This window comes from Azospirillum sp. B21 (genome assembly GCF_008364825.1).
Lineage (GTDB): Bacteria > Pseudomonadota > Alphaproteobacteria > Azospirillales > Azospirillaceae > Azospirillum.
In genome coordinates this window covers 1-12,171 of record NZ_VTTO01000040.1, presented here as the reverse complement: position 1 = coordinate 12,171, position 12,171 = coordinate 1, and the positions used below count along the sequence as shown (strand labels likewise).

The window sequence follows — 12,171 nt, the reverse complement described above, 5'->3', positions numbered from 1 at the left end:
GCGCCGCTGATCGTGAAGCAGATCTTCCAGGTGATCCAGGAGATCAACCGGGAACAGAAGATGACGGTGTTCATGGTCGAGCAGAACGCGTTCCACGCGCTGAAGCTTGCGCACCGGGCCTATGTGATGGTGACGGGGAAGATCACGATGACGGGGACGGGGGCGCAGCTTCTGGCCGACCCCGAGGTACGGGCTGCTTATCTGGAAGGGGGCCACTGAGATGGAAACGATCCTCGGCTTCTGACGATCGGGCCCGCTGGCCTTGCTCAAAGATCAGCGGGTTTTCGTCGTCCGTACCGACCAGTCGGGTTCCTCCAGCAGGGACAGGGGCAAAGCTGTGGTGTGCTTGATCTCCGAAAGCGCGATGGCCGAGTTGGTCTCACGCACCGCCGGAAGCTGGGACAGCTTCTCGCGGAAGAAGTGTTCATAGGTTTCGACGTCCCGGGCGACCACCTTGATGATGTAATCGGTGGCTCCCATCAGCGTGTAGCATTCCAGCACCTCCGGCAGCTGGCGCACGGTCTCCTCGAATTCGGGCAAGGTTGCGCGGCCATGGGCGGCGAGCTTCACCTGCGCGAACACCAGCACGTTCAGCCCGAGTTTCTTCCGATCGAGCAGGGTCGCGCGCAGGCGGATGACGCCGTTCTCCTCCATCCGCTTGATGCGGCGCCAGCACGGCGCTTGTGACAACCCCACCCGCTCGGCGATTTCGGCGCTCGACAGCTGGGCGTCGGATTGCAGCAGGGCCAGAATGCGGCGGTCGATGGCGTCAAGTTCGATCCGCATGAAATACCTCTCCAGACCGGTGATCAACGAATTGAACGATGCGCAATCTCTGCATAGTGGGCATTAGAACGCAAAGAAAATTCGCTGCACCAACGGTATAATCGGACCAACGACCCGATACCCCGACACGCCGCTGCGGTCCCGGTCGTTTCCTGCCCCGCTTTTCCATCACCGATGCCTCTCGGACAGACGTCCGATGCCAGCACCTGCCTTTGGGAGGAATGCCATGGATGCCCCTGTGCCTTTTCGGGCGCCATTGAGTCTGCATGTGCCGGAGCCTCCGCAGCGGCCCGGCAGCGAGATCGATTTCAGCACCCTTGCCGTGCCGCCGGCCGGCACCGCCCGCCGTCCCGACACTGATTGTCCGGCGGCCGACATGACCGACCTCGCCTATGATCTGGTCCGCGTGCTCGATGATCAGGGGCATGCCGTCGGTCCCTGGGACCCGGCGCTCAGCCCCGACATGCTGATGCGCGGGCTGCGGTCGATGATGACGGTGCGCGCCTATGACGAGCGCATGCAGCGTGCCCAGCGGCAGGGCAAGACCTCCTTCTACATGAAATGCACCGGCGAGGAGGCCATCGCCGTCGCGCAAGGAATGGCGGTCGACCGCGCCGACATGCTGTTTCCGACCTACCGGCAGCAGGGGTTGCTGATCGCACGCGATTGGCCGCTGGTCGACATGATGTGCCAGGTCTACTCCAATGCCGGCGACCGGCTGAAGGGCCGGCAGATGCCGGTCTTCTATTCCAGCAAGGAAGCCGGCTTCTTCTCCATCTCCGGCAATCTGGGGACGCAATACAGCCAAGCTGTGGGCTGGGCGATGGCCTCGGCGATCAAGGGCGACAGCCGCATCGCCGCAGCCTGGATCGGCGAGGGCGCCACCGCGGAGGGCGACTTCCATCATGCCCTGACCTTCGCGTCGGTCTACCGCGCCCCGGTGATCCTCAATCTGGTCAACAATCACTGGGCCATCTCCTCCTTCCACGGCATTGCCGGCGGGGAGCGCACGACCTTCGCGGCGCGCGGCCTCGGCTATGGCATTCCCAGCCTGCGCGTGGACGGCAATGATTTCCTGGCGGTCTTCGCGGCGACGCGCTGGGCGGCGGCGCGGGCGCGCGCCAATCTCGGCCCGACCCTGATCGAACTGTTCACCTACCGCGCCGCCGCCCATTCCACCAGTGACGACCCCGCCAAATACCGGCCGGAGAATGCCGGCGCCCACTGGCCGCTGGGCGACCCGATCGACAGGCTGCGCCAGCACCTGATCGCGCTCGGCGTCTGGTCGGAGGCCCGACGGGAGGACCTGGCCCGGGAGGTTGCGGAAGCGGTCCAGGCCGCCGGGAAGGAGGCCGAAGCCCTCGGCACCCTCGACAAGGGGCCGTTCCAGTCGGCCCGCACGATGTTCGAGGACGTCTACAAAACGATGCCCTGGCACCTGGAGCGCCAGCGCCAGCAGGCGGGGGTCTGAACGATGGCGACCATGACCATGGTCCAGGCGCTGAACGCGGCGATGGACGTGATGCTGACGCGGAGCGGCGACGTCGTCGTTCTGGGCGAGGATGTCGGCTATTTCGGTGGCGTGTTCCGCTGCACCGACGGGCTGCAGCGCAAGCATGGGCGCAGCCGGGTCTTCGACACACCGATCACCGAAGCCGGCATCATGGGGATCGCGGTCGGTATGGCCGCCTACGGCCTGCGTCCAGTCGCCGAGATGCAGTTCGCCGATTACATCTACCCCGCCTGCGACCAGCTGATCTCCGAAGCGGCGCGGCTGCGCTACCGGTCCGGCGGCGAGTTCACGGCACCGGTCACCGTGCGCGCGCCCTATGGCGGCGGCATCTTCGGCGGCCAGACCCACAGCCAGAGCCCGGAGGCCATCTTCACCCACGTCGCCGGGCTGAAGACGGTGATTCCATCGACCCCGTACGACGCCAAGGGGCTGCTGATCAGCGCCATCGAGGACGACGATCCCGTGATGTTCTTCGAGCCGAAGCGTCTCTACAACGGGCCCTTCGAAGGCTATCACGACCGCCCGGTGGTGCCCTGGGCCAAGCATCCCGCCAGCGAAGTTCCCGACGGACATTACGCCATCCCGCTGGGCAAGGCGGCGACGGTGCGCAGCGGCACTGCCGTCACCATCCTCGCCTACGGCACCATGGTGCATGTGGCGCTGGCCGCAGCCCGCGACGCGCAGGTCGATGCCGAAGTCCTCGACCTGCGCACCCTGGTGCCGGTCGACATCGAGACGATCGAGGCGTCGGTGCGCAAGACCGGCCGCTGCGTCATCGTGCATGAGGCCACCCGGACCGGCGGCTTCGGCGCCGAACTGTCCGCCCTGGTGCAGGAACATTGCTTCCATCATCTGGAGGCGCCGATCGAGCGGGTCACCGGTTGGGACACGCCCTACCCGCATGCCTTCGAGTGGGAGTATTTCCCCGGCCCGGCCCGAATCGCCGAGGCGTTGCGCCGCGTGATGGAGGAGTGAGCATGGCGCGCTATGTCTTCAAGCTGCCCGATGTCGGCGAAGGCACCGCCGAGGCCGAGATCGTCGCCTGGCATGTCGCACCCGGCGATCGCGTCGCCGAGGACCAGACGCTGGTCGACGTTATGACGGACAAGGCGACGGTCGAGATCCCCTCGCCGGTCGCCGGCACGGTCCTGTCGCTCAACGGCGCCCCCGGCGCGATGCTGGCGGTCGGTTCCGAACTGGTCGCGCTGGAAGTCGAGGGAGCAGACGATCAGGTGCCCAGTGACGCCCCCGCCGACCCGCTCGATGACATCCCCGCGGCGGCGCTGCCGACAGCCGGCGTTGCAATGCCTGCCGCCGCTGCCCCCGCGCCGGATGTCGCGCCTGTCCGGCCAGACGGCGCTGTGCCCGCCCTGCTGGTCCGCCGGCCGCCCGGCGTCAAGCCGACCGCCTCGCCCGCGGTGCGCCGCCGTGCCTGCGACCTTGACGTCCCGTTGCAGTTCGTAGCCGGCTCCGGCCCGGGCGGCCGGATCCTGCATCGCGACCTCGACCGCCATCTTGCCGGCGGAGGTGGTGAGGCCGGCGGTGTCGCCTTGGCAGAACGGCCACCCTCCCCGACCAGAACCGGGGTGTCGGAGGTGCCGGTGCGCGGCCTGCGCCGCAGGATCGCCGAGAGCATGCAGGAGGCCAAGCGTCACATCCCGCATTTCTCCTACATCGAGGAGATCGACGTCACCGCCCTGGAGGAACTGCGTCTCCACCTCAACGCCGAGGGTGGCGCGGTGCGGCCGAAACTCACTCTGCTGCCCTTCCTGATCCGGGCCCTGGTCCGGGCGCTCCCGGAGTTCCCGCAGATCAACGCCCGCTATGACGATGCGGCGAATGTGGTCCATCGGTTCGAGGCGGTGCATGCCGGCATTGCAACGCAAACGCCGGGTGGGCTGGTGGTGCCGGTCGTCCGCCATGCCGAGACGCTCGACCTCTGGCAGGCCGCCCACGCGATCCGCGAACTGGCTACGGCCGCGCGAGACGGGAAGGCCGGGCGGGAGCAGCTCAGCGGCTCCACCATCACCATCACCAGCCTGGGCACGCTGGGCGGCCTCGCCACCACGCCGATCATCAACCGGCCGGAGGTTGCCATCGTCGGCGTCAACAAGATCACCGAGCGGCCGGTGGCGCGCAAAGGCGCCGTCGTTATCCGGTCGATGATGAACCTGTCCTGCTCCTTCGACCACCGGGTCGTCGACGGCTGGGACGCCGCCTCTTTCGTCCAGCGGGTGAAAGCCGCGCTGGAGCAGCCCGCCACCCTGTTCATGGATCCGCCGCGATGAGCGCACCCAGCATGAAGACCGTCACCGCCAAGGTCCTGGTAGTCGGCGGCGGACCGGGCGGTTATGTCGCCGCCATCCGCGCCGGCCAGCTCGGGCTCGACACCGTGCTGGTCGAGGCCGACCGGCTGGGCGGTACTTGCCTGATCCGCGGCTGCATCCCGTCCAAGGCGCTGATCCATGTCGCCGGCAGCTTCGAGGCGATGGCCCAGTCGATGGGCGACGGCCGCCTCGGCATCGCACTCGACACGCCGCCGCGCCTCGACCTAGCCGGCGCCGTGCGCTGGAAGGACGGCCTCGTCGACCGCCTCAGCGGCGGGGTGGCAGCCCTGCTGCGCAAGGCCAAGGTGCGCGTCCTGCGCGGCTGGGCAGTCTTCTCCGACGCCAAGACCTGCACCGTCCAAGGCAGCGATGGCCCGCTGACCGTGAGGGCGGAGCATGTGATCCTTGCCACCGGCTCGGAGCCGGTGCCGCTGCCCGCCCTGCCCTTCGGCGGGCCGGTTCTGTCCTCGACCGAGGCGCTGTCGTTGGACCGGCTGCCACGCCGGCTCGTGGTGGTCGGCGGCGGCTATATCGGGCTGGAGCTGGGCAGCGCCTTTGCAAAGATGGGATCGACGGTGACGGTGGTCGAGGCACAGCCGCGCATCCTGCCGCTTTACGACGCCGCTCTGACCGATCCGGTGCAGCGCTGGCTGAAACGGGCCGGGGTGACGGTTCATCTCGGGGCCCGTGCGCTGGGTATGGAAGCCGAAGGGGACGGGCATGCGCTGATCGTACAGACGGCGGATGGTGGGACGATCCGCCTGCCGACCGACGCCGTGCTGTCGACCGTGGGTCGGCGCCCCCGGCTGGAGGGTTGGGGATTCGAAACGATGGGTGTTGATCGCCAGGGGCGCTTTGTCGCGGTGGACGACCAGTGCCGGACCTCGATGCGCAATGTCTGGGCGATCGGCGATCTGGTCGGCGAGCCGATGCTGGCGCACAAGGCGTCGGCCCAGGGGGAGATGGTGGCGGAAATCATCGCCGGCCACCGCCGCCGCTTTGCCCCGGCCGCGATCCCGGCAGTTTGCTTCACGGAACCGGAGATCGTCAGCGTCGGCCTGTCGCCGGACGAAGCGTCGGCACAGGGGATCGATGCGATCGTCGATCAATTTCCCTTCGCCGCGAACGGCCGTGCGCTGACCCTGGACGCCGGCGAGAGCGGCTTCGTTCGGCTGGTGGCGCGCCGGGACGATCAGCGGGTGATCGGCATCCAGGCGGTGGGCGCCCACGTTTCCGAACTGTCGGGGGAATTTGCGCTGGCGCTGGAAATGGGGGCAGAGCTTGATGATGTCGCGGGAACTATCCATGCCCACCCGACTCTGAGCGAGGTTTTCCACGAAGCGGCACTCAAGTTGCTTGGGCGGCCGCTCCATCTCGGATCTTGACCTTTGTGAAAGTGAGGTCGATCTGGAGCGTGACGATGATGTTGGCGGATCGGGAGACCCCCGATGAAGGGGCCGTTGAACAGCCTGATGAGGCACTTGTAAGGACGACCTCGCTCAAATGCCATTTGTCGCCTCGACGTGGCGCCCGGCGGCGCAAGTCGGTGGAGATCCACCGGCCGAACTTCAGGCTCCATTGCCGGACCGCTTCGTAGCTCACCGTGATGTTCCGGGCCGCCAGCATATCCGCGACCATCCGCAGGCTCAGGGGGAAGCGGAAGTAAAGCCACGCGGCTGTTGCGATGACCGCGCCCCGGTAGCGGTAGCCAGCGTAGCCGCAATCGGGGCGCGTCGTCATACCCGCACCATACCGCCACCAGCAACTGCGCCGCCGCCAACTTGACGGTGCCCTCCAGCACCCGGTCGACGTGTCCGTCACCCGCTGTGGCGTTCGGCAGGCGCTTGACGCATTTCGTTTAACTTGGCAAAGGTGCCGTTGCGCTCCGCCATACGGCGGAGAAGGTCCGGCACCTGCCAAAAGCCGCTGTCCTCCACCGCATAACGCTCGATACGGTTGAGGATTTCAGTCGGGCCAAGCGTGTCGGCGTAATGAAGCGGCCCCCCACGGAAACGGGGGAAGCCGTACCCGAAGAGTAAGACGGCGTCGACGTCGATCGGACGCAACGCGATCCCATTCTCCACCACGCGTGCCGCCTCTGAAATCATTGCAGTCATGTAACGGCTGACGATCTCCTCATCCGTGAAGGAGTGCGGAGGGATCCCCGCTTTTTCGCCTTCCTCCTCGATGATCTGCAGCGCGGGCTTGTAGGGAACGATCGGATCCTGCGAATGATCGTAGAATCCCTGGCCAGTCTTCCGTTCACGCCCGGCCTGATCGGGGTTGCGTCCGGAAAGACCAAGGCTGCGGAAAGGTCCCATGGCAAAGCCGAACCGTTCAAGCGCTTGGTCGATCTGCGACGGCCTCGTACCGTCTATCATCATGCGCTCGGCCGCCCTGAAGCTTTGGCGGACGATGCGACTGCCAATGAAGCCGTCGCCCATGCCGGCGCGCACTCCGACCTTACCCAAGCGCTTGGCCAGGGCGAAGGCTGTCGCCACGACCTCCGGCGCGGTTCGCGTACCGACGCCGATTTCAAGCAAACGCGTCAACTCGGCTGGTGGAAGGAAGTGCGCTCCGATGACGTCCGTCGCGCGGGCTGTGACGGCAGCGATGTCGTCGATGTTTAGGAACGACGTGCTTGAAGCCATTATTGCACCGGGTTTGGCGATCACGTCGAGTGCCGCGAAAATCGACTTCTTGACGTCGAGGTTCTCGAATGCCGCCTCCACGATGAAATCCGCCCGATCGAGATCGACAAGTTCGGCCGACAGCGAAAGCATCCCGAGTGTCCTATCCCGCAGGTCTGCCGCGAGTTGGCCGCGCCGGACCGCACCGTCGAGATTGGCTGAGATGGTTTCGAAGCCTCGCCTCAACGCCTCGTCGCTAGTCTCGACAAGGGCGACCGGAAATCCGGCGAGCAAGGCGGACGTGGCGATACCGGATCCCATGGTTCCGGCTCCGATGACGCCGATGGCCGCGACCGGCCGAGGAATTGCGGTTTTCTCTGGAATGTCGGTGACGGCACGTTCCGCGAAGAAGGCATGCACCAAGCCGGCTCGCTGTGTCGTGTTCATGCAGTCGAGAAAAGCCTTGCGCTCCGCTATGAGACCCTCGCTCAGCGGACGGGTGGAGGCTGCGATGGCCTCGATGCATCGAAGTGGCGAGACGAGGTTCGGCTGCCTGCGCTTCACCTCTTCGGCAGCCTGCTCGATCAGCGCATTCTCCGGCTTGATGTGCAGATCCTTCACCCGGCGGGTCGACAGGCTCCCGTCCAGGACGGATTTGGCCATCGCGATCGCCGCATCGCGCGGCGCGTCCCGCACCAAGCGGTCGATGATCCCGAGCGAAAGCGCCTCCCGGTCCGAAACCTTGCGACCGGACAGAATGATGTCGAGCGCCGCTGCGACGCCGGCCACTCGGGGCAGCCGCTGCGTTCCGCCAGCTCCCGGCAGCAGTCCGAGGAGAACCTCAGGCAATCCGACCTGCACCCCTTCGACGCCGACGCGGGCGTGGGTCCCCAACGCCAATTCGAGACCGCCTCCGAGCACTGTGCCGTGCAGGATCGAAACGACCGGCACAGCAAAGTTTTCAATGCGCCCGATCAGGTCGTTCGGATCGGGAGGAGCCAAGGGCTTGCCGAATTCGCGGATGTCCGCGCCGGCAACGAAGGTGCGACCCGCACCGTAAAGAGCCAAGGCTCGAACAGACGGGTCCGCGGCCAGCGCAATGAGCGCCGCCTCCAGCCCCTGGCGCACCCGCTCGCTCATTGCGTTCACCGGCGGGTTGTCGATGCGTATCAGCGCGATGTCGCCCACACGCTCTATCTCCACCTTCGGGGCATTGGCGTTCATGGCCATGATGTCTGCCTTCCTTGGCTTACCGTTTTGAGACCAAACCCTTTTGTGACCAGCCGGCGCGGTTGGTCAGGCCATGCCTTGCGCGGCCGCCTCGGCAGGGCCGGACGCTAGGGAACAGTTCGGCCTCGGGTAAGGAGTGCGTATACCCTCCGCCGTATTAACAGTCAATAATGTCAGACATTATAGATTGACAAAAAGAGTGGGAGAATGATGATCGCTCGCATGACAGCCCTGACAAGCGAGGACACGAAATGACCAATTCAGGCAATGCCGCCGTCGGAGGGCTTTTCGACCTGACCGGCCAAGTCGCCGTGATCACCGGTTCCAGCCGAGGCATCGGTCGCGCGATTGCCCAGCGCATGGCGCAGCATGGTGCCAAGGTCGTGATTTCATCGCGCAAGCAGGCGGCGTGCGACGCGGCGGCGCAGGACATCAACGATCTCTACGGAGACGGCCGGGCTGTCGCGATCGCCGCCAGTCTGTCGGACAAGGCGAGCCTGCTGGGACTGGCCGAGCGCGTCCAGGACATGTGGGGAAGGATCGACATATTGGTTTGTTGCGCCGCGACCAACCCCTATTACGGCCCGATGTCGGCCATCAGCGACGAGGCCTTTCGGAAGGTGATGGACAACAACGTCATCGCGAACCATTGGCTGATACAAGCGGTTGCACCGGGCATGCGCGCCCGCCGCGACGGTTCGATCATCGTGATTTCCTCCATCGGAGGCTACGTGGGTTCGCCGGTGATCGGCGCCTACAACATCTCCAAAGCCGCGGACATGCAGTTAGCCCGCAATCTAGCGACGGAATTCGGCGGTGATAACGTCCGGGTTAACTGCATCGCTCCCGGTCTGGTCCGCACCGGTCTGTCACGCGCAATCGTCGACGATCCGAAAAGTCTGCAATTCTACCTCGACACCACGCCACTGAAACGCATCGCGGAGCCCGATGACATCGCGGGGGCTGCCGTCTTCCTCGCTTCGCCAGCCTCCGCCTTCGTAACCGGCCAGACGATGGTGGTGGATGGCGGCGTCACCATTCGCGGTGTGTAAGGCGCGGCAGGCCAATCCTCGGTACCGCAACCCGCCAACATTGGATTCAGCGTCCTGACGGCATGGGGGCCGGACGAACACCCGGCCCTCCTCAAGATCCATTCAGAACACTTCGAAGAGCCCGGCCGCCCCGATGCCGCCGCCGACACACATCGTGCAAACCACATAGCGGGCGCCGCGACGCCTGCCTTCGATCAGCGCATGGCCCACCATCCGGGCACCCGACATGCCGTAGGGATGGCCAATCGAAATCGCTCCGCCGTTCACGTTGAGCCGTTCGTTCGGAATGCCGAGCCGGTCACGGGAATAGAGCACCTGGACGGCGAAGGCCTCGTTCAACTCCCAGAGACCGATATCGTCGATGGACAGCCCATGCGTCTTCAACAGTTTGGGCACCGCATATACCGGGCCGATACCCATCTCATCGGGCTCCAACCCCGCAACCGCCATACCGACGTAGCGACCGAGCGGTGCGATTCCACGTTTCCCTGCCTCTTTGGCTTCCATCATCACCACTGCGGAGGCACCGTCCGACAGTTGCGAGGCGTTGCCGGCTGTGATCGACCGTCCGACATCGATGCGCTGGCCGCTCTTGTGGGCAGGTTTGAGGTCTGCAAGCCCTGCCAGCGTCGTCTGTGGCCGGTTGCCCTCGTCCTGGGTCAACTCGACCTCTTGCACGGACACAACCGCCGTTGCCTTATCCACGACCTGCATTGTCGACTTCAGCGGCACGATCTCCTGATCGAATCTTCCAGCCTGCTGCGCGGCCGCCGTTCGTTGCTGCGATTGCAGGGCGTAGGCGTCCTGCGCCTCACGGCTGATGTTGTAACGTTCGGCAACGACCTCCGCCGTCTCCAGCATTGACATGTACAGGGACGGCATGTGCTCCGTCAGCCACGGGTCCTCGGTACGAAATGTGTTCATCTTGTCATTTTGGACGAGGCTGATGCTCTCCACCCCACCTGCCACGACGGTGGTCTGCCCGTCATGTATGATCTGGCGCGCTCCGATCGCGATCGCCATCAGGCCGGAGGCGCATTGACGGTCCACGGACATGCCGGGGACGCTGACGGCCAAGCCGGCTCGCATGGCCGCTTGGCGGCCGATGTTGAAGCCGGTCGAACCCTGCTGAAGCGCAGCGCCCACGATGCAATCCTCAATCTCCCCGCTCTCGACGCCGGCGCGGGCCACCGCATGCCGAACGGCATGGCCGATCAGTTCCTGCGCCGACGTCGCATTGAATGCCCCACGATAGGCCCTACCGATCGGCGTCCGTGCCGTCGAAACAATGACCGCTTCACGCATTGTTGGCTCCACTCCCGATGTCCAAGAAACTCGACGGTCTCTCGCGTCCGAGGTGATTAACGTTTTCTGCGTCTCTCGTCAAACAAGATCGTCTGACGTTTTGGTTCGACGGCATGATTGTAGCTTTCAAAGCCAGCGAAGGCGGTGTTGGTGCACGGAGGCGCTGCGGGGCCTGTTGGCGGAGGGTGAATGCCTCCTGTAGAAGGGCGGCTCTGTCGTTCTGATCGCCGCGACGGCCACGCCGTTCAAGCACAACGCCGCCCGCCGCCACCGCATCCCCAAGTTGACGTTCAGGGTGACGAATTGGTCCTCCTATGAGTCGGGTCTGCGCCGACGCGGCACCCTGACCTTTTGGGTCGATGAGGCGGCGATCGCCGGCTGACGAGCGGCTCCCCGGACCTCCCCGGGCGGTCGGGCACGCCACGCCGACCTCGCGATTGAAACCGCCCTCTTGGTCCGCTTGGTGTTCCATCAGCCACTGCGCCAGAGCGAGGGACTCGACCGCCAGCCGGGGCCAATCGGCGACGTGCTGTGGTGGACACATGCCCGGCGGGGCATCTTCAAGCTGGCCGACATCGCCGCGAACACCAGACGTGGCAAGCACGCCCCGCCGATCTCACCGCTGGCCCTGGAAGCCGTGAAGCGCATCGACGCCATCTTTGATCTCGAGCGCGCCCTGAACGGCAAGCCAGCGACCGATCGGCTGGCGGCCCGCCAGGAGCACAGCATCGCCCTGGTAGCCGCACTGGAGGACTGGATGCGGACGGAGCGCGCCCGGCTCTCCCGCCATGCCCCCGTGGCCAAGCCGATGGACTACATGCTGACCCGTTGGGACGGCTTCACCCGCTTCCTCGTCGATGGCCGGCTGTGTCTCACAAACAACGCCGCCGAACGCAGCCTGCGCGGGATTGCTCTCGGGAGGAAAGCATGGCTATTTTGCGGCTCCGATCGCGGCGGGCAGCGAGCGGCGATCATGTACGGCCTGATCACCACAGCCAAGCTCAACGACATCGATCCTCAGGCGTGGCTCGCCGACGTGCTGGCGCACATCAACGACATCCCCCAATCCCGCCTGTACGAACTACTGCCCTGGAACTGGAAGGTAATCCGCGAACAGAAGATAGCTGCCTGACCGCGGCATTCACCGGATGCGTACAACGCGCTCATGCTGTGCGCACAAACAGAAACGCCCCGGCTCATGTGAGCCGGGGCGTTTCCGATATGTGCGAAGATGTCAGCGATGTGCTTCGTGATTGCGCGTCTCTTGAGCCTGAGTGACCTGGCGGCGACCTACTCTCCCACGTCTTAAGACGCAGTACCATTGGCGC

The 12,171-nt window shown here is 65.4% G+C and carries 8 protein-coding genes and 4 pseudogenes; 8 read left to right on the top strand and 4 right to left on the bottom strand.

Features of this window, described 5'->3' with window-relative positions; translation table 11 throughout:
- Positions 1–219: pseudogene (locus FZ983_RS33615) on the top strand (ABC transporter ATP-binding protein); the annotation flags it as partial.
- 54 nt (positions 220–273) lie between these two features.
- Here the strand turns inward: FZ983_RS33615 and FZ983_RS33610 are convergent.
- Positions 274–786, bottom strand: coding sequence for an Lrp/AsnC family transcriptional regulator (locus FZ983_RS33610; protein WP_149229065.1), 513 nt, complete (start codon positions 784–786; stop codon positions 274–276).
- A 196-nt stretch (positions 787–982) separates the two neighbouring features.
- Here FZ983_RS33610 and FZ983_RS33605 point away from each other — a divergent pair, with 196 nt between their 5' ends.
- Genes FZ983_RS33605 through lpdA form a run of 4 tightly spaced genes read left to right on the top strand, consistent with a single transcriptional unit; the run spans position 983 to position 6,011 of the window.
- Positions 983–2,257, top strand: coding sequence for a thiamine pyrophosphate-dependent enzyme (locus FZ983_RS33605; protein WP_348771092.1), 1,275 nt, complete (start codon positions 983–985; stop codon positions 2,255–2,257).
- 3 nt (positions 2,258–2,260) lie between these two features.
- Complete coding sequence (locus FZ983_RS33600; protein WP_211103039.1) at positions 2,261–3,274, top strand: alpha-ketoacid dehydrogenase subunit beta; 1,014 nt, start codon at positions 2,261–2,263, stop codon at positions 3,272–3,274.
- A gap of 2 nt (positions 3,275–3,276) precedes the next feature.
- Positions 3,277–4,587 carry a dihydrolipoamide acetyltransferase family protein gene (locus tag FZ983_RS33595; protein WP_149229063.1) on the top strand — a complete coding sequence of 437 codons (1,311 nt, stop codon included), beginning with the start codon at positions 3,277–3,279 and terminating at the stop codon, positions 4,585–4,587.
- Positions 4,584–6,011: a dihydrolipoyl dehydrogenase gene (lpdA, locus tag FZ983_RS33590; RefSeq protein ID WP_247884085.1), complete on the top strand. Its 1,428-nt coding sequence runs from the start codon at positions 4,584–4,586 to the stop codon at positions 6,009–6,011. The genes FZ983_RS33595 and lpdA overlap by 4 nt, the downstream gene beginning before the upstream one ends.
- 91 nt (positions 6,012–6,102) lie before the next feature.
- On the opposite strand, the pseudogene FZ983_RS33585 reads toward lpdA, so the two are convergent.
- Both FZ983_RS33585 and FZ983_RS33580 read right to left on the bottom strand, forming a co-directional pair.
- A pseudogene (locus tag FZ983_RS33585) lies at positions 6,103–6,366 on the bottom strand (IS6 family transposase); the annotation flags it as partial.
- 77 nt (positions 6,367–6,443) lie between these two features.
- A complete protein-coding gene (locus FZ983_RS33580; protein WP_149229061.1) occupies positions 6,444–8,486 on the bottom strand; it encodes a 3-hydroxyacyl-CoA dehydrogenase NAD-binding domain-containing protein in 2,043 nt (680 codons plus the stop codon).
- Positions 8,487–8,737: 251 nt separating this feature from the next.
- Between FZ983_RS33580 and FZ983_RS33575 the strand changes: the two genes are divergently transcribed.
- Positions 8,738–9,538, top strand: a complete 801-nt coding sequence (locus tag FZ983_RS33575) for an SDR family oxidoreductase (protein WP_149229060.1) — start codon at positions 8,738–8,740, stop codon at positions 9,536–9,538.
- A 102-nt stretch (positions 9,539–9,640) separates the two neighbouring features.
- Here the strand turns inward: FZ983_RS33575 and FZ983_RS33570 are convergent, their stop codons facing one another.
- Positions 9,641–10,843, bottom strand: a complete 1,203-nt coding sequence (locus FZ983_RS33570; RefSeq protein WP_149229059.1) for an acetyl-CoA C-acyltransferase — start codon at positions 10,841–10,843, stop codon at positions 9,641–9,643.
- A 223-nt stretch (positions 10,844–11,066) separates the two neighbouring features.
- On the opposite strand from FZ983_RS33570, the pseudogene FZ983_RS34945 reads away from it, so the two are divergent.
- Positions 11,067–11,342: pseudogene (locus tag FZ983_RS34945) on the top strand (transposase); the annotation flags it as partial.
- Positions 11,343–11,975: pseudogene (locus FZ983_RS33565) on the top strand (transposase); the annotation flags it as partial.
- Positions 11,976–12,171 lie beyond the last annotated feature (196 nt).

Coding starts and splice junctions, on each gene's coding strand:
- FZ983_RS33600 (WP_211103039.1), top strand. CDS start 2,261: ATGGCGACCATGACCATGGTCCAGGCGCTGAACGCGGCGATGGACGTG.
- FZ983_RS33570 (WP_149229059.1), bottom strand. CDS start 10,843: ATGCGTGAAGCGGTCATTGTTTCGACGGCACGGACGCCGATCGGTAGG.
- FZ983_RS33595 (WP_149229063.1), top strand. CDS start 3,277: ATGGCGCGCTATGTCTTCAAGCTGCCCGATGTCGGCGAAGGCACCGCC.
- FZ983_RS33605 (WP_348771092.1), top strand. CDS start 983: ATGCCAGCACCTGCCTTTGGGAGGAATGCCATGGATGCCCCTGTGCCT.
- lpdA (WP_247884085.1), top strand. CDS start 4,584: ATGAGCGCACCCAGCATGAAGACCGTCACCGCCAAGGTCCTGGTAGTC.
- FZ983_RS33575 (WP_149229060.1), top strand. CDS start 8,738: ATGACCAATTCAGGCAATGCCGCCGTCGGAGGGCTTTTCGACCTGACC.
- FZ983_RS33610 (WP_149229065.1), bottom strand. CDS start 786: ATGCGGATCGAACTTGACGCCATCGACCGCCGCATTCTGGCCCTGCTG.
- FZ983_RS33580 (WP_149229061.1), bottom strand. CDS start 8,486: ATGGCCATGAACGCCAATGCCCCGAAGGTGGAGATAGAGCGTGTGGGC.